This window comes from Corallococcus interemptor (assembly GCF_003668875.1).
In the GTDB taxonomy this organism is placed as follows: Bacteria; Myxococcota; Myxococcia; order Myxococcales; family Myxococcaceae; genus Corallococcus; species Corallococcus interemptor.
The window spans coordinates 1-24,322 of sequence record NZ_RAWM01000029.1; the positions used below are offsets into that span (position 1 = coordinate 1).

Here is a 24,322-nt window from a genome sequence, read left to right on the forward strand (position 1 = left end):
CCCTGGGGTCGAGTCCCGCCACGAGTGGCGGTGTGCCACTCCGCGGCCCCCGCCGTCGAGCGCCGTCCCGCCCACCGTCCGCTGCCCGGCAGTCCCTTCAAGCAGCCTCCAGCCGGTGAACGGTTACTGGACATGAAGGGGGCTCCTGAATGCCCGCGCGAGGGAGCCGCGCAAAGGCAGACGGAAAGCTACCTCCAGCTGCCTTCGAGCGTGAACGACGCTGGGGGTCCTCTATTCCAAATTTTCCTGCTATCCCCGGAATGGGTCCCCCAGCGACGGAAACGCAACGAGTCTTTACGTTCCGGCCTCAGGGCCAGCGGTCCACGGCATACGCCACCTGGACACGAGATTGGCGAACTGCCCCTGGCTTGGAGCCCTCCCAAGCTTCGTGGGGGCCATCCAGCCCAACGGCAAAGCACACCGGAAGCGTGCGTCCGTCCGGGAGGTGCGCTTCGGTGTAGCGGGCCAGCAGGAACGTCCCGTCCCCCGTCCACAACCGGCCGGAGAACACAGTTCCCTTGGGGATTGCACGGTTCGCCGTGAAGACAACCCCTGTCACGGGGCCATCCCTGAACACCCCTTCATCACCAGGATCGCCCGGCTGGCTCCTGTCGATGGTGACCTGCACGGAAGATTGGTTCCGCACCATACCGAGCCATCCTTCTTCTTTTCCTCGGAACATGGCGTTGCGCGCTTCCTCGGGGCACGCCCCTGATTCAGGACGCACCTGGGCGCTGCTGGGGCAGCCAAGTTGCAAGGCGACGGCGGCGCTCGCCGCAGCACACTTCGCGAGGAACTCCGCCCTGGAACTGGAGGTGGAGTCCTTCTTGGACGGGCTTGCGACGATGGGAGCACGCTTCACGGCGGAGCTTTCCTTCCGGACAGGATCAAGAGGGGGCAAAGCTACCCCAGGGGACGACGCGGCCAGCACGTCGCCCGCGTCAGGTGAGGGGCCCGCATCCTGGAGGGACATGGGCGTTGGAACGCGGGAGGCGACTCCCGCATCCCCAGGCGAAGTGGGCGCGGTCGGACGCGCCACACCCTCACTGGGGACAGGATGCGACGCGGGGCGCAGCCACATGAAGGCCCCCGCCACTGCCGCCACGACGAGGAGCGCCACTCCGGCGTCCACGACGCGGGCCCGCCGCACACGACGGGCGGGGGGCGTTTCCTCATCCGTGTTGGAGGCGGGAGCTGCCGGTGGCCTCAGCGAAGGAACATGGACGGGCACGGTCCATTCCGGCCCCGCCTCCCCCAGCAGTGCCGCCAATTCGCGCCGCATCACCTCCGCCGTGGGGGGGCGCTGCTCGGGCTCGCGCGCGATGAAGCGCATCGCCACGTCACTGAGTCCCGCCGGCACCCGTGCGTTCAATTCCCGGGCGGATTTGGGCACCCAGCGTCCCTCCACGGCCGCCTTCGGGGAACCGCTCGCGGGCTCCGCCGTCGTCAGCACGTCATAGAGGCAGACGCCCAGCGCGTAGACGTCATCCGTCACCTTGAACTCGTAGCGCGCCCCTTTCTCGTCTCCGTGCTCCTTGAAGAAGCGCGCGGCCTCGGGCGAGCGATAGCGGCGGGTGCCGGGCGGCAAGGGCGCATCCGTCAAGTCCTCGGCGTGCGTGTAGTCGCCCGCGCTGAAGTCGAGGATGGTGGGCTCGCCGTCCTTGGCGCGCACCATGATGTTGGCGAGCTTCAAGTCGCGGTGGAAGACGCCGCGCCCGTGCATGTAGTCCACGGCGCCCGCGAGCTTCTCGAAGACGCGGACCACCTCTTGGGCCGTGGGATGCATCCGCTCCACCCACTCTGCGAGGGTGTAGCCCTCGACGAAGGTGAGCAGGACGTAGAGCCACCCCGTTTCGAAGTCCGGGAAGCGACCGTGACCATGCACGCCGACGATGTTCGGGTGCGTCAGGTGAACGAGGCAGCCCAGTTCACGCTTCAACCGTGCGTCCGCCTGCTCCGCGTCGCCGCTCCCGGGCCGGTGCATCGCGATCTTCATCGCGAAGGGGCTGCCGTTCATCTCCACGCGGTAGACGGCACCGTAGGTGCCCGCGCCCAGCAGCTTCACCACGCGCCAGCCGTGAATCATGTACCCGGGCGGGAGCTGCGCGGGGTGGTGAATGACCGTCAACATGGCCGACCTCTACAGCGCAACAGCTGGAACGAGAAGAGGACGCGTGCCCGTGGCATCCATCAATTCCAAGCGGAACAGCGTACCCGCAGTCCACGGAGGATCCTCCGCCTCCACCACGACGGTGCCAACCTCTCCGGGCCCAATCCGCGGCTGCTTCATGCGAACGCCGAGCACCTGCACCGGCACACCGCCCGTTGAACGGATGAGGCGCGCTTCCGTGGGCGTCCAGGGCGTCTTGCCGTAGTTCTTCACCTTCATGGACACCACTGCCCATGCGTTGGCCCGAAAGCTGACGCCGTCCATGACACGCAGTGACGACTGCATCTCCGTCTTGGACTGAAGGTCAACCCTCCTGGTCGATACCCCATCCTCGTCGAGAAGCCCCGCCAGCGCGAGAGCCGCAGGACTGCTCGCATCGCCGCGTGCGCGGAGTGCGACAAGCTCGGCTTCCTTCGCCGCAAGCTGGGCGCGCACCTCGGACAACTCCGCCTGAAGCGCCTCGGGAGCCAGCGGACGACGGGACACTTCCACGCGGGTGTCCACCATGGCTGGGTGAGACACGAGCGCGAAGACCGCATGCTCGGGGAAGGCTCCATCTGCGAAGCGCACGCGGAGCATCAGATGCTCACCCGCGCCCAGCTCCATCACCGGCTCCAGGTTGATGGCGCGCTCGCCCACGTCCACGAGCTTGAAGCGAGTGCGGCCTTCCAGCTCCACGGAGTTCCGGTCCAGCGCCGAATCGAGAACGAGGGTCGTCAGGATGCCCGCCGCGACTGGAACCTCCAGGACGGGCTCACCAGGACGTGGGAGCACAACCCGCCTGTCCCTGCGCTCGCGGACAGATGATGCCGACTGAGCCTGGGCCGCCGTGAAGAGAAGCAGTCCCCCGAGCACGAGGGGCAGGTTCAACGCGGAGAAGGAGAAGGGCAAGCGGGACGGCCTCCGCCCGCGAAACTACCAAACCGAAAGGAACCACAGGCCTGGAAACGCTGCTTACGGTCTACGCGCGCGGGGACGGATCCACAGGCACAAAGGGTGGATGGTGCCTCCAATCCCTCTGTCGGTATGGGGTTCGCCCGGTTCTGCCGAAAAAACCCGCGCTACGCCGCGCATATCCGCGACGTGGCGTGAAGGGGCTGCGTTTTTCCTGAGAATTTTTCGAGCGTGTGGGACCGCCGAGCAAGGTCTCACAGGTCGACGCTTCGGAAACCGGAGCCGGGGGGGCTCCCAGGGCCAGCCTTATGAATCGACGACTCCGAAACGCTTGTGGGGATGAGTCACAAGCGAGGGCTCAACGGCAGTCACCAGAAAAAACGCCAGAGCGTGAGCCACGGCCAAATTTTGCACCCATTTACAGGAGGCGAAGTCACCGACAACGAAGGACGACCATGCTTGAAGCCGTCGAGAACTACCGCCCCCATGTCATCGCTGCGCTTTGCGACGCTGGCCCTTCGGGCCTCACCGTGAAGGAGCTGCGCGCGCGGCTCGATGCCGGAGAGGGGGTCATCCGCCGAACGCTCACCCTCCTCCTGTGCACGGGCACGGTGCGCGAGTCCTTCCGCTACACGCCGGGATCACGAGGCGCGGTGCCACGGGTCTACACCCTCGCCCAACCCAATGACGCGACGCCGGCTGTCAGCCCTGCGACCACCCCGGAACAGGCGGTGACGGAGTGACTGACGCGGCTCGTTTCTCCCTCTCCTCTCTCTCTTCTTCTCTTAAGAAAAAGGAAGTTCCGTCACTCCGTCACGTACAGGGTGAAAACCCCGGTGACGGAGCAGTGACGGAGCGCCCACGCGTTGAGTGCTCCGTCACATCCGCTATCTCGGCCGGCTGTTCTTCAACCTCCGCGCTCGCATCCTGGGCGGTCTGCCTGACGGACTCGCGGTTCACGCCCGGTTGCCTTGAGGTCGTGACGTTCGATTCACAGACCGAGTTGATGACCGCGCTCTGGGAGGTGGCCGTGGATCCGCTCCTGCGCGAGGAGAAGGATGGTCGCGCCATCATCCCCGCCAGGCCGTGCCCACCCCGCGCTGACGGCCTCTACGAAGGCAAGGACGGGCAGCCCACGCCCACGCCCTACCGGCGCAACGCGAACTTCTCCCACGTCACTCTGGGCATCGTGGACTTCGACGGTGAGACCCAGGCCGCGCTTGAGGCGTGGCTTGCGAGCCTGCGCCGCCGTGGCTTGTGGTTCCTCGCCTACCCCACGCACTCCTACGGACGCACAGCGAAGCCCATTCGCTATCGGGTCGTCTTCCCGTTCAGCGAGCCCGTTCCCGTGGGCTCACCGGGCCGCTGGTCGGAACGCCTTTGGCCGCGCCTCATGCAGTGCGTGAGCCTGGGCGACATGACCGACGCCGCGCTGAAGGCCGATGCATCCTGCAAGGACGTGGCGCGGCTCTACTACCTGCCAAGCTGGGATCCCTCCAACGCCGTGCCACGCCCAGCCCCCGAGCACCACCAGGGCCAGCCTGTGGACGTACAAGCAGAGTTCGGGCCCCTGCTCCGGGAGCCCTTCGCGCGCTACGCCGAACGCCCCAACGAGGAGCAGGTAGACGGCACGCGCGCGGCGAATTCGGGTGACGTGCGCAGGCGACTCCAGCGCTTCAAGCGTTCCGACGCCGTGACCGTGCTCGCGCAGATGGACGCGGGCGAAGTGCTCATGCTCGACGGGCAGCGGCACCTGGGCATCAACAAGCTGACCGAACTGCTCGCCTGGGCGGCCAAGCCCGACGAGAGTTCGGAAAGCCTCCTCGAATGCGCGCGCCGCTCGCTTGATGCCCTCGCACACCTGGAACCCTCGCGTGACGTGTGGGGCGAAGCCCTGCGCGGGTTACGCGGCGCACGCGCCAAGCTCACGCAGTGGGAACGACAGAGGAAGGCTGACCAGGAGGCCGAGCACGCACGATGGCTCCGGAACCTGAAACTGGTGGCCAATCCGAGCCTCGGGAATGGGGGCGAGCGATGAGCGCCGAGATCCAGCCCGGTAACGCTTCGGCTGACGTCGCAGACAGGGACAGCGCCCTTGCCCAGGTGGCGAAGATGCCGCTGGTGAAGATCGTCCCGCTGGAGCGCTACCTCGCGCGGCGGCACGACGGGCACGGCTTCGCGCCCGAGTTCCTGACTCAGAAGGCCGCGGAGGACTACCTCATTCTGCGCGGGCTACTGGAGCCGCGCGATACATGGCCACGCGGAGCAAGCCCGCTGGCTTCCTCGCCGAGCACTCCAGCCCTCTGCGTGGGTGTCATGTCCATGGAGTGCAGGCCACACGCGCCCGTGCTCATTGAGCGCAAGGACGGGACTTTCGCGGTCAACACCTGGGAACCCCCTTCGCTCGTACCCGTGCCGGGAACGTGGCCCAACGTGCGCCGCGTGCTTCTCTGGCTCGCGGAGGATGAAGCCGGGTTGGACTGGTTGCTCAACTGGATCGCCTTCAAGGTCCAGCATCCGGGCTCCAGGCCGGGCACCGCCATCCTTCTGCAAGGGCCTCCGGGTTCCGGGAAGAACGTGCTCTATCGCGTGCTGGCGCACCTGCTGGGGCCGTCCAACTGCGTCCAGATTGGAGAGGCGGATCTGGCCAAGCCCTACAACTTCCACTTCGCCACGAAGCTCCTGATCTTCGCCAACGAGTTGCTCGACAACCACAAGCGCGGGGGCTCACTCGGAGACGGCCTCAAGGCGACCATCACAGACGGAGAGGTCTTCCTGGAGAGCAAGGGGGTTGCCCGGACGTCCGCGACGAATCGCGCGGGGCTCCTCGCTGCTACCAACCGGACGAAGCCTCTTGAAATCGAAGAGGGCGACCGACGCTGGACGGTGCTCCACAACAGGACCAAGCCCGCCGAGTACACGCACCCGGACCTGGGCATGACGCATCGGGAGTTCTTGGAATCGCTGCACGCTCCCGGAGAGGACGACGCATTCACGCCCGAGTTCATGCGGCAGGTGGCCGCCTTCGCTCACGCCATGGTCAACCGCGCCGTGGACGCGCGGCAGGTCCGCCGGCCTCACGTCAACGCGTCCCGCGAGGAGCTTCAGCAGCTCAGCGAGCCGGTGACGGAGCAGTTCCTGCGAGAACTCAGCGAGAGCCCAGACCCCGACGCGCAGCTCCGCGACTGGGCGACGACGGGCCCGATGGCCCAAGCGATTCACCGTGTCGGCGCTCAGGTGGGCAAGACCCAGGCGTTCACGAATGACGCGCTGTATGCGGCGGTCTGCGGCTTCTGCATCGCGGTGGGGCAGAAGCATCCGCCCCAGAAACGGACCTTCCTTGCCGCGCTGAAGACAGCAGGCTGGACCGAGCAGCGCGACAACAGGGCACGGGGATGGCTTCCCTCTTGGCATCAGCCGGCTCAGGACGCATCACCGCAAGCAGCGAAGGTCGTCCCGCTCACGGGCCCGCGCGGTGTTCACGTCGCGAGCACGAACAACCCGCAGCCGTCCCCCGAGGCAATGCCAGGCCGCGCGCCTCCAACCAACGGGGGCGGTCCGACACGATGACCAAGCCCACGGAAACGGGGTTCAGCGCACCCGAGTTCCTGACGGTCGACGAGGCCGCAGCGCTCCTGCGCGTGAACCGGAAGACGCTCTACGAGTTGATCCGCCTGACTCAACTCCCAGGCGTGCTCCACATCGGCCGATCCATCCGCATCCGTCGCGACGCGCTGTTAGCATGGCGACCGGGTAACGGCGGTCCTGCGCTCGGAGAGAGTCGATGAGCGTCAGACTGCGAAAGTGGAAGACGAAAGAGGGCAAGGTGCAGGAAGCGTGGTGGGTGGACGTGAAGTACCAGCACCCCAGCGGGAAGGTGGAGCGAGTCCGCAAGGCATCGCCCATCAACACCCGCCGAGGCGCGGAGGAGTACGAGCGTCAGGTCCGCCACGCCTTGCTGACCGGGACCTTCGGAAAGGAGAAGCCCACGGAGAAGCGCATCGTCACGCTGGCGGAGTTCGAGCCGCGCTTCATCACGTACAGCGAGAACAACAACAAGGGTTCCACCCTGCTCAGCAAGCGGCAGATTCTGGCGGCTCACCTCCTGCCGTTCTTCGGAAGCATGGCGCTGGATGCCATCGGCCTCGCGGAGGTGGAGGACTTCAAGGCCGCCATGCGCAAGAAGCACTCGGGCGCACGAGCGCGGAAGGAAGCCCCCTCGCGGGCAGCCCTCCGCTTGCGCAAGGGCTCCGGGCCACCGCCCATGAGCCCCAGGTACATCAACAACACCCTCACGGTGCTGCACAAGCTGCTCACGCTCGCGCAGGAACAGGGCGTCATCGCCCATGTCCCCCGCGTGAAGCTCCTCAAGACGCGGAAGCCCGCTTTCGACTTCCTCACCTTCGAAGAGGCCGAGCGGCTTGTCTCCCACGCCGAACCCGAGTGGAGGACGCTGCTCCTCGTCGCCATCAAGACGGGCCTCCGCGAGGGCGAACTGATGGGACTCCAGTGGAGCGACCTGGACCTGCCGCGCGGCAAACTCCAGGTCCGGCGCACCCGCACGAACGGACACGAGGGCTTGCCCAAGGGTGGCCGCGAGCGAGGGGTAGACCTGCCCGCGTCCGTGGTCGATGCCCTCAAGGAGCACCGTCATCTGCGCGGGGCCTACGTGTTCTGTCAGGAGGACGGTCAGCCGCTCACCGACGGCCTGATGCGGCGACCGCTGGAGCGCAGCCTGATTCAGGCGAACATCACCCGAGAACAAGGCCGCATCGGCTGGCACGACCTCCGCCACACCTACGGCAGCCACCTCGCCATGCGCGGTGTCCCGCTCAAGGTCATCCAGGAGCTGATGGGCCACGCCACCATCGAAATGACGATGCGGTACGCCCACCTCTCCCCGGAGACGAAGGAGCGCGCCGTCCAACAGCTCGACGCGCCCGCTTCACAGCATCGCGCCGCTCTGGCCTGACGGCGCCAGAGGGGCACATTGGGGGCACATGACGCTCCCCCGACAACGCAGCACCCCGGCAAGCCGTTGAGATTGCTGGCCTTGGGATGGCAGTAGCTACTGGATCGCGAAGATGAGCGTCACCTTCGCCTGCACCGTCTGCTCCTCCGGCTGGATGGGCGTCATGGGCGCGGCGCGCGACTCCGCCATGTCCATGGCGAAGGTGGCCGGGTACAGGCGCGGCGCTTCCGTCACCGTGCTCGCGTCCAGCACCGAACCCAGCTTCACGTTCAGCGACGCGGCCAGCACGTCCGCGGACTTGCGCGCCCGCGCCACCGCTTGCCGCAGCGCCTCGCCCTGCACCGCGTCCTGCCGGCTCAGCCCGAAGCGCACCGAGTCCACCCGGTTCGCTCCCGCCGCCAGCGCCTTGTCCAACAGGCTCCCCACCTTGGACAGGTCCGTCACGTGGACGCTCACCAGGTTGCTCACCCGGTAGCCCTTGAGCTTGGGCTCACCGCCCTGCGGCGGCGCCGGCGTGTACTCCGGATAGACGTTGTAGTTGCGCGTCTGCAGGTCCCGCTTCGCGATGCCCGCACCGGTGAGCGCCGCGAGCACCTTCTCCATCCGCTTCGCGTTCTCCTCACCCGCCGCCTTCGCGTTCGCGGCGGACGTCTCCACCGCCACGTCGATGAAGGCCTCGTCCGGCTGCGCCTTCACCTCGCCCGTGCCCTCCACGCGCAACGTGCGCACCTGCGGATCCACGGGCGGCCGGGGCTGCGGTGAGCCGGACGGCGGAACCTGCGTCTGCGCCGCGGCCGTGAAGCCCGCCAGCACCACCAACGTCGTCAACATCCTGCGAACAGCGGACATGGCGCCTCCTTCCCAAAGGCTGAGGAAAAGACCTTCGCGCTTCCCGCGCGAAAGCCTCCCATGTCCCTCAGGACGCCCCGGCCCCGGTGGACATTCACCAGGCCCGGGACGTCTGGCGCCGGACGCTCGGCTAGTGCAGCGAGTCCCCCGCCGAATCCATGGACATGAGGGACTCCAGCGGCTTCTTCAGCGGACGCGGCGCGGACTTGCGCACCTGGGTCACCGCCTTGCGGCGCGCGGTGCGCAGCGCGTCCCGCCCCATGTCCATCATCGCCGCCACCGCGCCCGTCAGCAGGTTGCCCGGCGGCGTGTCCGGCGCGGCCGGGTGCGGGTGCGTGGGCGCGGCCTTCTTCGCCAGCTCCAGCGACTCACCCACCTGCCGCAGCTCCTGCGGCTTGAAGGCCTTCTTCACCTCCGGGAAGAGGTACTGCTCCTCCTCCAGGACGTGCGCGCGCACGTTCTCCATCAGCACGTGCACCTTCGCGTCGAAGCGCTCGGACTCCGCGGGCAGCGTGTCCAGCTCCGACAGCACCCACTTCACCACGTGGTGCTCCTCCAGCGAGCGCAGCACGTCCGGGGACAGGTCCTCCGAGCGCGCGCGCACGGCCGGGTAGAAGACCTGCTCCTCGATGGCGGCGTGGATGGACAGCTCGCGCACCATCTCGTCCACCAGCTTGCGCTTGTGCGCCAGCGCGTGGTCGCCCGCCTTCTCGAACTTGCGGAACAGCTGCTCCACCGTCTTGTGGTCCGCCTTCAGCAACGTGATGGCATCCATGGGCCGTCTCCCTTCGCGTCGAATCGGGGGGCCGCGCCTCCCCCTTCGCCATGACGCCCGGGTCCCGAAGTGGCCCTGGCGCAGCGCGGCACGGAGTGAAGGGTGGGGATGGATTCCCGGCCGTGCCCACCCCCGCCGCCCTGGCCGCCAAGTCCGGACGGAGGGCAGCCGGGCGACAGGCGCCTGGTGTCCGGAACCGGTCGAAAAACCACACCGGGCCCCACTCCCCGGACGGCGCGGGCGTGCACACCGTGCGCGGCCAGATCGGTCTCGCGCGGGCGGCGGGCAAGGGAACAGGGGCAATACCGTGACGACGAACACGCTCAAGCTGCGGGTGGCGCGCATCGCCCGTGAGGCGGAAGGCATCCAGTCCTACGAGCTGGTCTCCCAGGACGGAAGCGCCCTCCCTGAGTTCGAGGCCGGCGCCCACCTGGACGTGCAGGTGCCGGGTCTGAACGGCATGCGCCAGTACTCGCTCTGCAACGACCCGGGCGAGACGCACCGCTACGTCATCGCCGTGCAGCGCGACGTGAACGGCCGCGGCGGTTCCCGGGCGATGCACGACCACGTCCACGAGGGCGACGTCCTCACCGTGAGCGAGCCCGTCAACGACTTCCCCCTCCTGTATGGCCGCAGCTACGTGCTCATCGCGGGCGGCATCGGCATCACGCCGCTCCTGGCCATGGCGCGCGTGCTGGAGCGCACCGGCGCGGAGTGGGTGCTGCACTACTGCGCGCGCGACGCGGACCGCACCGCCTTCCAGGAGCTGCTGTCCACGCCGTCCTTCGCGGGCCGCGTGCACATCCACCACGACGGGGGGGACCCCTCGAAGGGGCTGGACGTGCGGTCGCTGCTGGCCACGCGCGGCCCGGGGACGCGGCTGTACTGCTGCGGCCCGGCGGGCCTGATGAAGGCCGTGCGGGAGGCGGCCACGCTGAACAAGTGGCCCTGGGAGAAGGTGCACTTCGAGGCCTTCACCGCGGAGGGCACGTCCGCCACCCACGCGACGCCGGAGGAGGACTTCGAGGTGACGCTCAAGAGCACCGGCCAGGTGCTGCGCGTGCCGGCCGGCAAGAGCGTGCTCAACGTGCTGCGCACCCACGGCGTGAAGGTGGAGAGCGACTGCGAGGCGGGCTCCTGCGGCACCTGCGTCACCCGCGTGTGCGAGGGAACACCCGACCACCGGGACACGTTCTTCCAGCAGGAGGCCGCCGGAGACGCGCGGATGCTGGTCTGCGTGTCGCGCGCCCGGTCCAAGCGGCTGGTGCTGGACCTGTAGCCGGATTCCCCGTCCCGGTGGGCGCTTTTGGAGCGCGCCTGTGGACGGCGGGCCGCCTATGCTCGCGCGCCGCTCGACCACGAGAGAGGCTGATGAGCGACGGGACGTTGTTCTCCATGGACACACCGCCCACCGAGGCCCGGTTCCAGAACCGGCTCTGGGTGGCGGATGCGTTGGACCTCACGGGCGCGGCGCTCGTGGGTTGGGGCGCGGTGCGCGCGGCGGAGTGGGTGTCCACGGCCGGGCTGCTGGGGTTCGCCATGGGGGTCGCCTGGGTGGTGCTGTCCTGCGTGGGAGGCCTCACGGGGCTCACCCCGGGCCGTCACGCCCTGGGCCTCAAGCTGGAGCGGGCGGAAGGCAGGGTGCCGGGCCTGGGCGCGGGGCTGTTGCGCGCGCTCACCGCGCCGGTGGAGCTGCTGCTCCAGGTGGTGCTGCAGCGCCGGCCGCTGGATGCGCAGCTGGGCGTGCACGCGGCCCTGATTCCGGGCGGCCTTCGCGGCTGGGCGCGGAAGCTGGCGCTGCCGCTCGTGGGGTGGGCGCTGCTGGCGGGCGCGGTGTGGAGCATCGTCACGCCCACGCGCGAGGAGATGATTCAGTACCTGGACCGCACGCTGACCGGGTGGCACTGCTGCCACGGCACGCGCGAGGTCACCTGGCAGTGCCGCACGTCCCTGTCCCGCGCCGTGCGCAACGCGAACGGCGGCGACACGGAGGTCTCGGAGTTCCTGCGCAACGAGTGCCCCGTGGCCGCCTCGCGGCTTACGCCCTGACGTTCAGCGCTTGCGCAGGGCGAAGGTGTCCTCGCCCTCGTCGCAGCTCACCCACACGGCCTTGTCCGGCACGGCGGGCGCCTTGTTGTTCACCCTGAAGTATTTGGGCACCTCCACCGGGACCTTGTGCGTCTGGTAGGGCTCCAGCCGCGCCATCCGCGCCTCCTTCCGTCCGTTCAGGACGATGGCGCAGTTGTGCCAGGCCCGGGTGTCGGAGCTGATCACGTAGAGGGTGCTGTTGAAGCCGGTCCCCAGGATTCCGTCGATCTCCGCCTCTCCCAGCAGGCGCGAGCGCTCCACGGGCTTCGGCTCGGGCGCGGGCGGCGCGGCCTGCGGGGCCTCGGCCACGGGCGTGGGCAGCTTGGGCCCCGTGGGACGCGCGGTCATCAGCACGAAGCGCGGCTCCTTCGCCGCGTCCGCCTCCGCGTCCAGCCGCAGGGTCATGCGCTCGCGGCTCGGGTGGACGGTCAGCACGGTCGCCGTCCCCAGCACCGGGCGCTTGCGGGTCCCCTTCTGCGGCGGTCCCACCACCTGGAACACCGTGCCCGCGTTGATGCCCGAGGGCACCGTCACGTTCACCACGCGCTGACCGGCGCCCGTGTCGCCGATCTTCGCCACGGGCAGGTGCGCGGGCACCATCTCCACCTGGGGTGTCGCGGGCTTCTTCGGCCCCGGGACGACCGGCTTCGCCACCGGCGCGGGCTTCACCTCCGGCTCTTCCACGCCCGCCACCATGCCCGCGTCCACCGCGGCGGCCTCGGGCGGGGGCTCCACGGGCGGCGTCACCGCGGGGGGCGGCTCCTCCACCTTCGGAGGGGGCGCGGCGGTCACCACCGGCTCGGACGGCGGGAGCGTCTGGGGGACCACGACGGGCTGCTCGGACGCGTGCGGGCGCAGCACGTAGGCGGTGATGCCCACGGAGGCGCCCACCAGGAGCAGCGCCGCCACGGCGATCCGCGCCACCGGACGGCGGGACTCGGGCTGCACCGCCGGCACTTGTCCGGAAGCCCCCGCCACCACGGCGCCCTGGGGCGTCGCGGGCGACAGGTGCACCGCCGTGGCGCCCAGCGCGGCCGCGTCCACTTCGTCGGTGCTGCGCGCCACGCCGCCGGATCCTGACGTGGACCTGGCCACGCCACCGGAGCCCGAACCCGAGCCCGAGGGATGGGACACGAACGTGCCCCCCGGCCCCAGCGCCGCGCCGTCCACGTCGATGCGCCCGGTGTTCGGCCTGTTACCGGCCGGCGCCTCCGGGAGGGCCGCCGCGACGGGCGCCTCGTTGCTCCCGGAGCCGGTTCCGGGGCCTCCATACAACCCCGTGCCCGAACCGCCGCTCCGGGGCGCGGGCGACGGCGTGCGCCGCTCCCCGTGCACGCTGGACGTCAGCTTGCGCTGCTCGGCGAAGGCCTCCGGGCAGATGGCGCGGACGAACTCGCCCACCTCCTCCGCGCCCATGGGATTGCCCGAGCGCAAGAGCTCCGCGTTGAGCGCCCGCGCGAACTCATCCGCCCGCGCGTACCGGTCCGCCGGCGAAGGCGCCAGCGCGCGGCGCAGCACCGCCTCCAGCGACGGCTCCACGTCCGGACGGAAGTCCGTCAGCGGCGGCACCACCGGGTGCGACATGGCCGCCATCATCTCGCCCACGGTGCCGTGGGGAACCAGCCCACGGCCCGCCAGCATCTCCCACACCACCACCGCGCAGGAGTAGATGTCGCTGCGGTGATCCAGCGGCTCCGCGCGGACCTGCTCCGGCGACATGTAGCCCAGCTTCCCCATCACCGTGGACGGCAGCGTGTACTTGCTGCGCGCGGTGGACTTCGCGAGGCCGAAGTCGATGACCTTCACCTCGCCCTCGTACGACACCATCACGTTGTGCGGGGACACGTCGCGGTGGACGATGCCCAGGGGCTCGCCGTCCGTGCCCGTCTTGCGGTGCGCGTAGCCCAGCCCCTCCGCCATGCGCTGGCCGATGTAGAGCGCCACCGGCGTGGGCACCGCCCGGCCCTGCACCCGGGCCTGCTCCAGCAGGTAGCCCAGGTCCACGCCCGCCACGTACTCCAGCGCCATGTAGTAGGTGCCGTCCGCCTCGCCCATGTCGTACACCTGGGCGATGGAGGAGTGGACCAGGTGCACCAGCACCTTGGCCTCGTGGTGGAACCGGTCCAGGAACTGCCGGTCCTTCACCAGCCCCGGCAGGATGGTCTTCACGATGCAGGGCTTTTCGAAGCCCGCCGCCCCGGACAGCTTCGCCAGGTACACCTCTCCCATGCCGCCCTGGCCCAGGAGGTGGACGAGCTCATAGCGCCCGAAGAAACGGGGGGACTCTGTGGGTGCGGTGCTCATGACTTGGCGCTCCGGAGCGCAGCATGGACTCCCCCATGGAATCAAGCCGCGCACCTCGCACTGCCCCTCCTTGCCAGCCCCTGACACCGCGGGCACGAAAAATGGAAAGTCCCGGAGCTGACGGAATTCCTGGAGCTGTATTCCACCCGGTAACAGGTCTGTTGTGCACCCGCGCACGTCCAGGCTGCCCCCTGGGCCCGGAGACGATGCGCGTCCACGCGGGGATGCGTTCCCTCAGGGCAGCACGCCGCTTCCTTCCCAGGTGAGGGGGGCGGGCTCCTCCTGGTCCTCCGCCCAGCGGGGGACTGCCCTCGGGAGGGGCGTCCTGCTTGGAAGGAGTCCGCGTCATGAAGGCATGGGGATTCGTCGGGTTGCTGGCGCTGTCCGCGTGTGCGCCGGAGTCGTCCTCGCGCACCACCGCGCAGGGGCAGGTGTGCCCCGGTGTCGTCGCTGGGGAGATGACGGCCCGCCAGAAGCTGGATGGCCAGGAGCCCTCGCCGGTGCAGAGCGACGGGCGCGAGTCCGTCATCATCCGCTTCCGCCGGGAGGAGCGCACCCAGGCGGCGAGCGTCTCCGCGTCCGGGGCCCGCTACGCGGCCAGCACCGGCGCGAAGGTGAGCGCCATCTACCGCAACATCCCCGCGGTGGCCGCGCGCGTGACGCCCGAGGAGCGCCGCGCCCTGGAGCGCAACGCGCTGGTGGAGAGCGTGGAGGTGGACCAGGTCTGGTTCGCCCAGGGCCTGACGCCCGGGCTCTTCGCGCCGCTGTCGCGCCAGGTGACGGCCGCCAGCTTCGGGCCGCCCGACGAGTACACCGGCGGCCTGCGCCTGGTGCAGGCCCCGGAGGTGTGGGACGCGAACCACGACGGCGAGCTGGACGTGGGCGCGCCCAGCGGCGAGGGCGTGCGGGTGTGCGTCATCGACAGCGGGCTGGACATGGAGCACCCGGAGTTCCAGGGCGCGGTGGTGGCGAGCCACGACTTCGTGGACAGGGATGACGACGCCAGCGACCGCAGCGCCCACGGCCAGTGGGGCCAGGGCCACGGCACGCACGTGGCGGGCATCATCGCGGCGCGCCTGGGCCACGGCGGTGAAACCGGCGCCCGGGGCTCGCCGGGCGGCATCGCGGGCGTGGCGCCTGGCGCGTCGCTGGTCATCGCCCGCGTGCTGGATTTGTCCGGGCAGACGCAGATGAGCGTGGTGCTCTCCGCCATGGAGTGGTGCGAGTCCCAGGGCGCGCGCGTCGTGTCGCTGTCGCTGGGCGGCGGCTCGGCCACGCGCAGCACGACGGAGTCCTTCCGCGCGCTGCTGAAGCATGGCCTGCTGGTGGTGGCGGCCGCGGGCAACCAGGGCGGCCCGGTGCTCTACCCCGCGTCCGACCCGTCCGTGCTCGCGGTGGGCGCGGTGGACGCGAACGAGCGGCGCGCGAGCTTCTCCAACGCGGGCGCGGAGCTGTCGCTGGTGGCGCCCGGCGTGGACGTGCTGTCCACCTTCCCCCGGGGGATGGGCGCCTTCGCGGAGATGTCCCTGGATGGCACGTCCCCCATCTCGCGCTCGCTGCTGTACTCGCCCACGGGCGACACCGCGGGGCGGCTGGTGGACTGCGGCCTGGGGGATTCGCTGTCGTCGTGCCTGGACGCCACGTGTGACGGCTTCGTGGCCTACGTGCGGCCCGGCGCGGTGCCCGTGTCCCAGGCCATGACCCACGTGATGCTCCAGGGCGCGCACGCCGTCGTCTTCGGCGCCGACGACGCCCCCGCGGGCGGCGCGGTGGACATCCTGTCGCTGCCCCGCGCGGGCCACTGGGCCCCCGCCGTCAGCGTCAACCAGGCCGCCAGCACCATGCTGCGCGAGCGGCTGGGCTCGGACGCGCGGCTGTCGCTGGTGCCCGTGGACTACACCCACGTCTCCGGCACCTCCATGGCCGCGCCCTACGTGAGCGGCGTGGCCGCGCTGCTCTGGAGCGCCCGGCCGGAGCTGACGCCCCAGCAGGTGCGCGAGGCGCTGGAGGCCTCCGCGCACGACCTGGGCACCGCCGGATGGGATCCCGTTTTCGGACACGGCGTGGTGCACGCGCGTGACGCCTTGCTGCGGCTGCAGTGAGCCGCATCCCAATTCATGGGAGCCATGAGGCGCGGCACGGACGCGGAGCATGGATGTTCGAGAAAGTGAAAATGCTCCGCGTGATGCAATCGCGAATGCACTTCTCCGTGGAATGAAAGCGCGCCGGAATTGTACGTGGCGCGCGCCAATGGCTGCCGGGACGGCGGCCAACCCGGCGCGAAAACCATTTCATTCTTGAATTGAGGATATCCATGTTGCGAATTGCTGTTGCCGCCCTCGTCGTTGCCGCCACGGGTTGCGCCTCGTCGGGTGGTGCGGCGGCCGCGGGTCGCGCGGGCAACGCCACGGTCACGGGCAGCGTCGCGTACCCCGCGAGCGGTCTGTCGGGTAATCCGTGCTCGGCGGTGCGGGTGAAGGTGTCGGAGAACGACGGCGTGGCGCTGGGCTGGGGCGAGGTGAAGCAGAGCCGCAACAACCGCTGCAGCTACAACGTCGGCGGGCTGCCGGACGGCAAGGAGCTGAACGTGGAGCTGGCGGTGGACGCGGGCCTCAAGTGCGCCAACGGCGCGGCGCCCACGGTCACCCCGGGCCCCACGAAGATGACCATCGCCAAGTTCGCGGCGCCGGTGGTGAGCTTCAAGCTGGCCTGCGAGTAGCACTCCCGAAGTCCCATTGAAGAGCATCACGCCGTGAAGGCCGGGGCGCGCCCAACAGGGCCCCCCGGCCTTCGTGCGTGGACGCTCGCATGCCCGGCGGGGGAACAGGGACCATTGATTGCTGAACACAAGGGCGCGAAGCTGGCCCGGCCCATGATTGGTCTCCGTCCGCGTACCGCCGTGCTCGCCCTGGCCTTGCTGGGGGCGGGTTGTGAATCCGAAGCCCCCTTTCCCACCGACGATGAGCTGGACCAGCTGAGCTCCCTGCACACGCAGAGCGCGAAGCCGGAGCCGGACCCCACCAACAAGTGGGCGGACAACGCGGACGCGGCGGCGCTGGGGCAACGGCTGTTCGAGGACCCCGGGCTGTCGCGCTGCGGGACGGTGTCCTGCAAGAGCTGCCACGCGGGTGAGTCCTACACGGTGGAGACGGCGACGGCGGAGGGCTGCGGAGGCCACCCGTCGGAGCGCAACCCGCCCAGCCTGCTCAACATCGGCTACAGCCGCTGGTTCATGTGGGACGGCCGGGCGGACCGGCTCTGGTCGCAGGCGGTGCTGCCGCTGACCAACCCCATCGAGATGAACTCGGACGCGACGGTGGTGCGCGCGCGGCTGGTGGCGGAGCCCTCGTACACGACGGCGTACACGCAGCTGTTCGGCAAGGCGCCCGCGGACGAGTCCGACCCGGACCGGGTGATGGCGAACGTGGGCAAGGTGCTGGCGGCGTACCAGCGCACGTTGAACCGCACGGACGCGCCGTTCGACGCGGACGTGCGGCGCTTCCTCCAGGCGGTGGAGGCGGGCACGCAGGAGAAGGACCCGGCGTACCTGGGCCTGAAGACGTTCGTGCGCAAGGGCCAGTGCGTGGTGTGCCACAAGGGCCGCTCGCTGTCGGACGACAAGTTCCACAACCTGGGGCTGAAGGACTCCGGCGCCGGGCGGCGCGGACATGCGGACGCGGTGGACGCGGTGGTGTCCTGGACGTTCAACGCCGCGGGCCAGTACAGCGACGCGCCTTCGGGCACGGACGCGGCGCGGCTGTCCACGCTCAAGGCGCAGGCGCAGGCGAAGCCCACGGAGGTGGAGGGCGCGTTCCGCACGCCCACCCTGCGCAACGTGGCGCTCTCCGCGCCGTACATGCACACCGGCGCGCAGAAGACGCTGGAGGACGTGGTCGACTTCTACAACGAGGGCGGCGACCCGGACGGCACCTTCGCGGGCGTGCGCACGGAGACCATCGTCAAGCTGGACCTGAGCAGCGAGGAGAAGCAGGCGCTGGTGACGCTGCTCAAGTCCATGACGGGCGCGGCGAAGTAGGCCTCAGCGCACCAGGTGGAAGGACGTCTGACGCTGGAGGGCCCAGTGCACGGTGCCCTCCGCGTCCACGACGACGTCCTCCTCCTGGGCGGAGCGCACGGGCTGGTCCTTCCATTCCGGGACGGGGCGGGTCGCCTGCAGCTCGATGGAGAACCAGGAGTTGGGCATCACCTTGTGCTCGCCGTTGCCGGGCACGCCCTCCTGGCGGTCCCACATGCCAATCATGGGGCCGGCGCCGTGGCCGTGCAGGCCAATGGGGTGTGAGTACACGGTGCCGTCGATGCCCTCGGCCTTCATCTTCGTGAGCGAGGCGCGGAGCACTTCGTTGCCGGTGCGGCCCGGCTTGATTTCACCGGTGACGATGTCCTGGAGCCGGTTGGACGCCTTGAGCGCGGCCTTGAGGCCCGCGGGGGCGTCCGTCTCTCCGTCGCGCAGCACGTAGCCCATGTGCTGGGTGTCGGTGTTGAGGCGGAGCGCGGTGACGCCGAAGTCGCAGTGGAGCACGTCGCCGCGCTGGATGACGGGGTTGTCGCCCAGCTGTTCGTCGGTGGCGCCCTGGCGCTGCACGTCCACGTCCGGCTGGAACCAGGTGTCCAGGCCGTCGTCGGCCAGGCGCTGGCGCATCCACCACTCCACGTCCTGGGTGGTGGTGGTGCCGGGGGTGATGACGGCGCTGGAGAAGGCGGTCTGGATGAGGTTCCAGGCGTACTTCTGGAGGTCGGCGTAGAAGCGGACCTCGTCGGCGCTGCGCCAGCCGAGCACGTCCAGGGGCAGGCCGCCGGCGGGCTTGAGGCGCCTGGTCCAGGTGGGGCCCAGGGCCTGGGTCATGCCTTCGTATTCGCCGTGGGTGAGGCCGTCCGCGAAGGCGATGGCGGGGGACACGTCGATGGCGATGGAGTCCGGCTTGCGCTCCTCCACGACCTGCTTGAGGAGCACCCACTGTTCAGGGCCCAGGAGCTCCGCGGCGCGCTGCGAGCCGCCGCGGTCCACCATCATGGGAGCGCGGCGGGCCTCATAGAGGCCGCCCTGGGTGCTGCCGCCGAGCGCCAGCCGCTCCACGCCCTGGTCCCCGCCCCGGTCGAAGAAGACGTAGATGGTGCGGCGGCGGGCGGAGAAGGTGGTGGGGGCGACGAGCGCCTTGAAGACAGGGTCTTCGTTGTACTCGCGCATGGGGACGACCCACATGCGCACGCCGTACTTGCGCATGAGCTGGGGCACGCCGGTCTCCAGCCGTTCCTTGAGCCACGCCTGCTGGCGCGCGGCCTGTTCGCGCAGCGTGCCGAAGGGGCGCACGGGAGCCGCCGGAGTCACGGCGGCGACGGGAGCGGCCGGCGCGGCGGCGGCCGGGGCCTCGGGCTTCGAGGGAGCGGCGGGCGCGGTGGCGCAGGCGGAGGAACAGACGAGCGGGACGACGAGCAGGTGTTTCCAGGAGCGCATGGGCGCGCAGTCTGTCACGCGCCCTTTCACGCCGCGCGGCGCGAATGAGTCTCAGGAACCGCCGTTGTCAGTCATCCCGGGAAAAGCCAGACGCACTGTCCTGGCTTCACTTCGAATCCGTGGACCCTGGCGGCGGGGCGCGGGGGCTGACCTTGCGCAGCTCGTGGAAGTGCTCGCGGACGAAGCGCGCGGCGTTGAGCAGGGCATCCACGGGACCGACGCCCACCATGCTGACGGTGATGGGCACCGCGTGTCCGATGATCAGCGGGCAGTACCAGTCCCCATTCGCATCCTGGGGGATGGGCACGGGCCGGCCCAGGGTGACGCGGGAGACGTGCTTGCGCCCGTGGTCGTCCTCGAAGGACCAGTAGTCGTCGGCCACGGGGTCGTCGATGGACGCGTGGTGCGGAGGGCCAGGGTTCATGGACGAAAGCTCAGCAGAGCTGCGGCTGCCACGCTTCTCAAATCGGCATCCCCCAAGTGCCAGCCATCCGTTCGCTATTCGCCCGGCTCGACCTGGGCCACGGCCGGGGCGGGGACGTATTCCTCGCTCGTGGCCAGGGTGCCCAGTTCGTTCACTCCGCCCACCACCAGCACCGTGCCCCGGCGCAGCCACAGGGCTCCGGCTTCGCCTCGTGGCTCGTGCAGCGTGGGCGCTTGCGTCCAGGTGTTCCTCGCCGGATCGAAGCGCTCCGCGGAGTCCAGCGTGCCTCGTGACGAGTGCTCGCCGCCCACCACCAGCACCGCGCCCTCCGCCGTCACCAGCGCCGCGTGGTGCTCTCGCGGCACCGCGGGCGCCTCCACCTGCTCCCAGGTGTTCTGCTCCGGCAGGTAGACCTCCGCCGTCCTCGCAGCCTGCGTCGTCGTGCCTCCCACCACCAGCACGCGCCCATCCGGAAGCAGCGTCACCGTGTGCCCCAGCCGGTGCGTCCCCGCCGCGCCGCCCACCACGCCCGCCTTCTCCCAGTGGCCCGTCGCCGGGTCGTACAGCTCCGACTGCAAGCCGCTCACGAAGAGCACCCTGCCCGTGCGCAGCACCACCGCCGTCCCCGCGCCGCCTCGCGCGTACGCTGGCGCCTCCGCCGGACTCCACGTCCCCGTCACCGGGTCGAACAGCTCCGCCGAACGCACCGGCCGCAGGTCCACGTCCGTGCCGCCCGCCACCAGCACGCGCCCGTCCGGCAACACCACCGCCGCAGGGTCGTTGCGCGCGTCGCGCATGGGCGCCGCCTGCGTCCACGTGCCCGCGTCCGGCGCGTACAGCTCCGCGCTCGCCAGCGCGCCCACCGTCACGCCGTTGGAGCCGCCCACCACCAGCACGCGCCCATCCAACAACCGCACCGCCGCGTGGTTGCGCCTCGCCGTGCGCAGCGCCCCCGTGGTCCGCCAGCGCCCCGTGTCCGGGTCGAACACCTCACTGCTGCCCAGCGTGCGGCTGCCGTCATGGCCTCCCGCCGCCAGCACCCGCCCGTCCTCCAACGCGACGTAGGGCAACAGCCGCCTCGGCGTGGACAACATGCCCGGCACCGGCGCCTCCACGCCGCCCGCGTCCGCTCGCGGCGCGGGCCCGCACGCGAACACCACTCCCAACCACAGCATCGTGACGCAAGATGTCGAAAACCGTCGCATGACCCCACCGGGACGTCTGGTCGAGGGGTCCGTTTAACCTGCCGGTCTGACACCCAGGCAGCCACAAGACCCTGTGATTCCAGGGCCTTGGCCTGCCTGCCGGGTTGGACGCGCTAGTGCCGCGAGGGACCCACGGGGTCGTTCGTGGGCTCCGCCTCCAGGCCCTCGCTGTGGCGCGGCGGCAGGGCTCCGCCGTCGTCGTCCTCCTCCAGCGTGAGCTGTGGGTGGTCCGCCGGCTTGAGCAGGACCTCGTCGCCGGTCACGGCCTCCACGTCGCTGTACTCGACCAGGTAGTCGCGCCGGGGAATGGGCACCAACCCCTGCTCCAGTTCGAAGTGCGTGTCGCCCACGCCGGCCACCCGGCCCAGCGAATGTCCGTCGGCGGTGCGCACCGACATGCCTTCACGAACCGCTCCCGCGTGAATCATCGCGTCGCTCCTCGCGCTCATGGGGTCCTCACCAAGAGTGGGGTCGCTCCCGCTGTCGTGCGCGACGCGGCAGGCAGCCCGGTGGGCCCTCGGGCCGCCTTCTTCCACGGCTGCGCGCCTGCCCTGCGCGCGGCCCTGACACGCGGTGCCTAACGTTGCCTCAAGGAGGCCCCCCATGTTGCTGGAACTGTCGAATGACGAATCCCGCGTGCTGAAGGACGCCGTGGACTCCTCGCTGCAGACGCTGCTGGATGAAATCGCCCACGCGGACCGGGCCGAGCACAAGGAGGCGCTGCACCAGCGCTACGACCGGCTCGCCGCCCTCCAGCGCCGGCTGGAACCCGTCGTGGAGAGCGAACAGGTCTACGCCTGACCCGCTGACACCGCGCGCCCGGACTTCGCGTCGAACCGGCGCAGGTAGCGCGCGTCGTGGCGCAGCCACACCGTGTCTCCACTGGAGGCCCGGAAGTCTCCAGGCGCCCGCGCCACCAGCCGCTCGCCGCCTGTCTCCACCGTCACCCAGACCTCCGCGCCCATGGGCTCCACCAGGTACACGCGCCCCTCGCGCGCGTCCGCCGGCCGTTCGCCCTGCCCCACCTGGAGGTGCTCCGGCCTCAGGCCCAGCACCGTGTCCGCGTCGGACAGGCCCAGCGTGGACGGCTTCACCAGGTTGATGCGCGGCGAGCCGAAGAAGCCCGCCACGAAGAGGTTCGCGGGCGCGTCGTACAGCTCGCGCGGGGGGGCCACCTGCTGCACCTCGCCCTGGCTCATCACCACCACGCGGTCCGACAGCGTCATGGCCTCCGCCTGGTCGTGCGTGACGTAGATGAACGTGGCCTTGAGCTGTTCGTGCAGCTTCTTGATTTCGCCGCGCATCTGCGTGCGCAGGGCCGCGTCCAGGTTGGACAGGGGCTCGTCGAAGAGGAACACCTTGGGCCTGCGCACCAGCGCGCGTCCCAGCGCCACGCGCTGCCGCTGTCCGCCGGACAGCTCCTTGGGCCGGCGCGACAGCAGCGCCTCCAGGCCCAGCACGCCGGACACCTCGCGCACGCGCGCGTCGACGTCCTTCGCGCCCATGCCCGCGACCTTGAGCGGGAACCCCAGGTTCCCCGCCACGTCCAGGTGCGGATAGAGCGCGTAGCTCTGGAACACCATCGCGATGTCGCGCTCGCGCGGAGACAGGTCATTCACCAGCTGCCCGTCGATGCGCAGCTCGCCGCCGGACAGCTCTTCGAGGCCGGCGATGAGGTTCAGCGTCGTGGACTTGCCGCAGCCGGACGGGCCCACCAGCGACACGAACTCGCCGTCCGCGATGTCCAGCGTCACGCCCTTCACCGCGGCCACCCCGCCCCGGTACACCTTGCGCACGTCCTGCAGGGACACCGTCGCCAAGGCTCCGCTCCTCCACGCGAGGGCCATGCCCCCGCGAAAGGCCGCAGCATCGCCGCTCGCGTCCCTCCGTGAAGCCTCGTTCCCATGGGGCCCGTCACATCCCCTACAGTTCCAACCTCAGCGCTCCACCGTCACGCCCTTCCAGAAGGCCACGTAGCCCTGGATGTTGGACGCGGCCGGCTTGGGCTCCGGGTAGTACCAGGCCGCGTCCGCGTTCGTCTTCCCGTCCACCTCCACCGAGTAGTAGCTGGCCTCGCCCTTCCACGGGCAGGTGGTGTGCGTGGCGCTGGGCTTGAAGTGCTCGCGCGACAGGCTGTCGGGCGGGAAGTAGATGTTGCCCTCCACGGTCTCGTAGGTGTCGCTCTTCGCGAGCACCGCGCCGTTCCATTTCGCGACTGGCATGGGAAAGCCTCCTGGGGACTTCGCTAACGGCGCGTCAGCCCACCTGCGCGGCCTGACCGGACGCGTGCTGGGTGAGGAAGGGAGCGAGCTCCGCGTTCACCAGCGCCGGCTCCTCCACGGTGGACGAGTGGCCGCCACGCGACAGGCGCACCAGCTTCGAGCCGGGGATGAGGGAGTGGATGCGCTCCGACTTCGCGGGCACGGTGGCGCGGTCCTCCTCCCCCACGATGACGAGCGTGGGCGTGCGGATGCGCGGCAGCTCGTCCGCGATGGCCTTGCGCTTCATGACGCCGTTGACGGCGCGGTAGATGTCCCGGCGGTTGCCTTTCAGGCGCGCGTCCCACAGCGCCCGCTCCTCGGCGCGGCCCGGGTCGGTGAGGAACGACGTGCCGAACATGATGCGCATCACCGGCGTGGCGACGGGGGCCAGGCCCACGTAGCGGGCGACGAGGTTGAGCGCGGTGTAGCGCGGCACGTTGAGGGGGGGCTCGGGGTCGGCGGACGTCTCCAGCAGCACCAGCGAGCGCAGCAGCTCCGGCCTCCGCGCCGCCAGCCGCATGCCCACGAAGCCGCCCATGGACAGGCCCACGAAGTGGACGGGCGCCACGCCCAGGGACTCGATGAGCGCCACCGCGTCCGCGTACACCGTCTCCACGTCGATGACCTTGTCCGGGGGCACGTCGCTCTGGCCCTGACCCCGGTGGTCGTACGCGACGCAGCGGAAGCGGCCGCGCAGGGCCTCCACCTGCGGGTCGAACAGCCGGGTGCTCCAGAGGAGCCCGTGGCTGAAGAGGACCACGTCTCCGGAGCCGCCGGTGTCCTCGTAATACAGCCGGGTTCCATTCACGGACCGCATGGGCATGGGCACGGCCTCCCTTGGCTTGAAGGGGGACCCTAATCCAGACCTCGCCAGGACCGCAGCCCTCCCTGGGAGGTCATTGTCCAC

The 24,322-nt window shown here is 70.1% G+C and carries 23 protein-coding genes; 11 read left to right on the forward strand and 12 right to left on the reverse strand.

Annotated features, from left to right (window positions below):
* Positions 1-307 precede the first annotated feature (307 nt).
* Positions 308-2,131 (reverse strand): serine/threonine protein kinase, encoded by a 1,824-nt coding sequence (locus tag D7X96_RS13410; protein WP_244219570.1) that lies wholly within the window; start codon positions 2,129-2,131, stop codon positions 308-310.
* Positions 2,132-2,140: 9 nt separating this feature from the next.
* Positions 2,141-3,061 (reverse strand): DUF2381 family protein, encoded by a 921-nt coding sequence (locus tag D7X96_RS13415; protein WP_121769887.1) that lies wholly within the window; start codon positions 3,059-3,061, stop codon positions 2,141-2,143.
* Positions 3,062-3,519: 458 nt separating this feature from the next.
* Here D7X96_RS13415 and D7X96_RS13420 point away from each other — a divergent pair, with 458 nt between their 5' ends.
* From D7X96_RS13420 to D7X96_RS13440, 5 genes are all read left to right on the forward strand, one after another.
* Positions 3,520-3,807, forward strand: a complete 288-nt coding sequence (locus D7X96_RS13420; RefSeq protein WP_208647308.1) for a hypothetical protein — start codon at positions 3,520-3,522, stop codon at positions 3,805-3,807.
* A 236-nt stretch (positions 3,808-4,043) separates the two neighbouring features.
* The gene (locus D7X96_RS13425; protein WP_147442742.1) at positions 4,044-5,102 is read left to right on the forward strand and encodes a hypothetical protein; all 1,059 of its coding nucleotides are present in this window, start codon (positions 4,044-4,046) and stop codon (positions 5,100-5,102) included.
* Entirely contained in the window at positions 5,042-6,634 is a 1,593-nt protein-coding gene (locus D7X96_RS13430; RefSeq protein ID WP_147442741.1) for a primase-helicase family protein, read from the forward strand. The genes D7X96_RS13425 and D7X96_RS13430 overlap by 61 nt, the downstream gene beginning before the upstream one ends.
* Positions 6,631-6,852, forward strand: coding sequence for a helix-turn-helix domain-containing protein (locus D7X96_RS13435; protein WP_120548566.1), 222 nt, complete (start codon positions 6,631-6,633; stop codon positions 6,850-6,852). Before D7X96_RS13430 ends, D7X96_RS13435 begins: the two co-directional genes overlap by 4 nt.
* Positions 6,849-8,036, forward strand: coding sequence for a tyrosine-type recombinase/integrase (locus D7X96_RS13440; protein ID WP_120548565.1), 1,188 nt, complete (start codon positions 6,849-6,851; stop codon positions 8,034-8,036). Before D7X96_RS13435 ends, D7X96_RS13440 begins: the two co-directional genes overlap by 4 nt.
* Before the next feature lie 96 nt (positions 8,037-8,132).
* On the opposite strand, the gene D7X96_RS13445 is transcribed toward D7X96_RS13440, so the two are convergent.
* Positions 8,133-8,885 carry an SIMPL domain-containing protein gene (locus D7X96_RS13445; RefSeq protein WP_120548564.1) on the reverse strand — a complete coding sequence of 251 codons (753 nt, stop codon included), beginning with the start codon at positions 8,883-8,885 and terminating at the stop codon, positions 8,133-8,135.
* A gap of 130 nt (positions 8,886-9,015) precedes the next feature.
* On the reverse strand, positions 9,016-9,660 hold the full coding sequence (locus D7X96_RS13450) for a hemerythrin domain-containing protein (RefSeq protein ID WP_120548563.1): 645 nt from the start codon (positions 9,658-9,660) through the stop codon (positions 9,016-9,018).
* 307 nt (positions 9,661-9,967) lie between these two features.
* On the opposite strand from D7X96_RS13450, the gene D7X96_RS13455 reads away from it, so the two are divergent.
* The gene (locus D7X96_RS13455) at positions 9,968-10,939 is read left to right on the forward strand and encodes a PDR/VanB family oxidoreductase (protein ID WP_121725608.1); all 972 of its coding nucleotides are present in this window, start codon (positions 9,968-9,970) and stop codon (positions 10,937-10,939) included.
* A gap of 92 nt (positions 10,940-11,031) precedes the next feature.
* Positions 11,032-11,709, forward strand: coding sequence for an RDD family protein (locus tag D7X96_RS13460; RefSeq protein ID WP_120548561.1), 678 nt, complete (start codon positions 11,032-11,034; stop codon positions 11,707-11,709).
* Positions 11,710-11,712: 3 nt separating this feature from the next.
* On the opposite strand, the gene D7X96_RS13465 is transcribed toward D7X96_RS13460, so the two are convergent.
* Positions 11,713-14,052 carry a serine/threonine protein kinase gene (locus D7X96_RS13465; protein WP_120548560.1) on the reverse strand — a complete coding sequence of 780 codons (2,340 nt, stop codon included), beginning with the start codon at positions 14,050-14,052 and terminating at the stop codon, positions 11,713-11,715.
* 347 nt (positions 14,053-14,399) lie between these two features.
* Here D7X96_RS13465 and D7X96_RS13470 point away from each other — a divergent pair, with 347 nt between their 5' ends.
* The 3 genes from D7X96_RS13470 (at position 14,400) to D7X96_RS13480 (ending at position 18,088) form a co-directional block, all read left to right on the forward strand.
* Entirely contained in the window at positions 14,400-16,154 is a 1,755-nt protein-coding gene (locus tag D7X96_RS13470; RefSeq protein ID WP_120548559.1) for a S8 family serine peptidase, read from the forward strand.
* A 212-nt stretch (positions 16,155-16,366) separates the two neighbouring features.
* Positions 16,367-16,771 carry a hypothetical protein gene (locus D7X96_RS13475; RefSeq protein ID WP_121769888.1) on the forward strand — a complete coding sequence of 135 codons (405 nt, stop codon included), beginning with the start codon at positions 16,367-16,369 and terminating at the stop codon, positions 16,769-16,771.
* 153 nt (positions 16,772-16,924) lie between these two features.
* The gene (locus D7X96_RS13480; RefSeq protein ID WP_120548574.1) at positions 16,925-18,088 is read left to right on the forward strand and encodes a cytochrome-c peroxidase; all 1,164 of its coding nucleotides are present in this window, start codon (positions 16,925-16,927) and stop codon (positions 18,086-18,088) included.
* A gap of 3 nt (positions 18,089-18,091) precedes the next feature.
* On the opposite strand, the gene D7X96_RS13485 is transcribed toward D7X96_RS13480, so the two are convergent.
* From D7X96_RS13485 to D7X96_RS13500, 4 genes are all read right to left on the reverse strand, one after another.
* Entirely contained in the window at positions 18,092-19,525 is a 1,434-nt protein-coding gene (locus D7X96_RS13485) for a M24 family metallopeptidase (RefSeq protein ID WP_120548557.1), read from the reverse strand.
* A gap of 106 nt (positions 19,526-19,631) precedes the next feature.
* Positions 19,632-19,949, reverse strand: coding sequence for a hypothetical protein (locus D7X96_RS13490; protein WP_120548556.1), 318 nt, complete (start codon positions 19,947-19,949; stop codon positions 19,632-19,634).
* A 74-nt stretch (positions 19,950-20,023) separates the two neighbouring features.
* On the reverse strand, positions 20,024-21,124 hold the full coding sequence (locus D7X96_RS13495) for a Kelch repeat-containing protein (RefSeq protein ID WP_208647309.1): 1,101 nt from the start codon (positions 21,122-21,124) through the stop codon (positions 20,024-20,026).
* A 143-nt stretch (positions 21,125-21,267) separates the two neighbouring features.
* Positions 21,268-21,603, reverse strand: a complete 336-nt coding sequence (locus D7X96_RS13500; RefSeq protein WP_233609559.1) for a DUF2171 domain-containing protein — start codon at positions 21,601-21,603, stop codon at positions 21,268-21,270.
* Positions 21,604-21,757: 154 nt separating this feature from the next.
* Between D7X96_RS13500 and D7X96_RS13505 the strand changes: the two genes are divergently transcribed.
* Positions 21,758-21,955 carry a hypothetical protein gene (locus tag D7X96_RS13505; protein WP_120548553.1) on the forward strand — a complete coding sequence of 66 codons (198 nt, stop codon included), beginning with the start codon at positions 21,758-21,760 and terminating at the stop codon, positions 21,953-21,955.
* On the opposite strand, the gene D7X96_RS13510 is transcribed toward D7X96_RS13505, so the two are convergent.
* The 3 genes from D7X96_RS13510 to D7X96_RS13520 all read right to left on the reverse strand — a co-directional run bounded on the left by D7X96_RS13510 (position 21,946) and on the right by D7X96_RS13520 (position 24,238).
* Entirely contained in the window at positions 21,946-22,974 is a 1,029-nt protein-coding gene (locus D7X96_RS13510) for an ABC transporter ATP-binding protein (protein ID WP_121769890.1), read from the reverse strand. The two genes, D7X96_RS13505 and D7X96_RS13510, sit on opposite strands and share 10 nt — an antisense overlap.
* A 117-nt stretch (positions 22,975-23,091) precedes the next feature.
* Positions 23,092-23,376: a DUF427 domain-containing protein gene (locus tag D7X96_RS13515; protein ID WP_120548551.1), complete on the reverse strand. Its 285-nt coding sequence runs from the start codon at positions 23,374-23,376 to the stop codon at positions 23,092-23,094.
* A 34-nt stretch (positions 23,377-23,410) separates the two neighbouring features.
* A complete protein-coding gene (locus tag D7X96_RS13520) occupies positions 23,411-24,238 on the reverse strand; it encodes an alpha/beta fold hydrolase (protein WP_121769891.1) in 828 nt (275 codons plus the stop codon).
* Between the last annotated feature and the right edge of the window lie 84 nt (positions 24,239-24,322).

Coding starts and splice junctions, on each gene's coding strand:
- D7X96_RS13470 (WP_120548559.1), top strand. CDS start 14,400: ATGAAGGCATGGGGATTCGTCGGGTTGCTGGCGCTGTCCGCGTGTGCG.
- D7X96_RS13430 (WP_147442741.1), top strand. CDS start 5,042: ATGGCTCCGGAACCTGAAACTGGTGGCCAATCCGAGCCTCGGGAATGG.
- D7X96_RS13495 (WP_208647309.1), bottom strand. CDS start 21,124: ATGCTGTGGTTGGGAGTGGTGTTCGCGTGCGGGCCCGCGCCGCGAGCG.
- D7X96_RS13410 (WP_244219570.1), bottom strand. CDS start 2,131: ATGTTGACGGTCATTCACCACCCCGCGCAGCTCCCGCCCGGGTACATG.
- D7X96_RS13475 (WP_121769888.1), top strand. CDS start 16,367: ATGTTGCGAATTGCTGTTGCCGCCCTCGTCGTTGCCGCCACGGGTTGC.
- D7X96_RS13420 (WP_208647308.1), top strand. CDS start 3,520: ATGCTTGAAGCCGTCGAGAACTACCGCCCCCATGTCATCGCTGCGCTT.
- D7X96_RS13485 (WP_120548557.1), bottom strand. CDS start 19,525: ATGCGCTCCTGGAAACACCTGCTCGTCGTCCCGCTCGTCTGTTCCTCC.
- D7X96_RS13435 (WP_120548566.1), top strand. CDS start 6,631: ATGACCAAGCCCACGGAAACGGGGTTCAGCGCACCCGAGTTCCTGACG.
- D7X96_RS13490 (WP_120548556.1), bottom strand. CDS start 19,949: ATGAACCCTGGCCCTCCGCACCACGCGTCCATCGACGACCCCGTGGCC.
- D7X96_RS13520 (WP_121769891.1), bottom strand. CDS start 24,238: ATGCCCATGCGGTCCGTGAATGGAACCCGGCTGTATTACGAGGACACC.
- D7X96_RS13440 (WP_120548565.1), top strand. CDS start 6,849: ATGAGCGTCAGACTGCGAAAGTGGAAGACGAAAGAGGGCAAGGTGCAG.
- D7X96_RS13445 (WP_120548564.1), bottom strand. CDS start 8,885: ATGTCCGCTGTTCGCAGGATGTTGACGACGTTGGTGGTGCTGGCGGGC.
- D7X96_RS13515 (WP_120548551.1), bottom strand. CDS start 23,376: ATGCCAGTCGCGAAATGGAACGGCGCGGTGCTCGCGAAGAGCGACACC.
- D7X96_RS13460 (WP_120548561.1), top strand. CDS start 11,032: ATGAGCGACGGGACGTTGTTCTCCATGGACACACCGCCCACCGAGGCC.
- D7X96_RS13500 (WP_233609559.1), bottom strand. CDS start 21,603: ATGAGCGCGAGGAGCGACGCGATGATTCACGCGGGAGCGGTTCGTGAA.
- D7X96_RS13450 (WP_120548563.1), bottom strand. CDS start 9,660: ATGGATGCCATCACGTTGCTGAAGGCGGACCACAAGACGGTGGAGCAG.
- D7X96_RS13480 (WP_120548574.1), top strand. CDS start 16,925: ATGATTGGTCTCCGTCCGCGTACCGCCGTGCTCGCCCTGGCCTTGCTG.
- D7X96_RS13465 (WP_120548560.1), bottom strand. CDS start 14,052: ATGAGCACCGCACCCACAGAGTCCCCCCGTTTCTTCGGGCGCTATGAG.
- D7X96_RS13505 (WP_120548553.1), top strand. CDS start 21,758: ATGTTGCTGGAACTGTCGAATGACGAATCCCGCGTGCTGAAGGACGCC.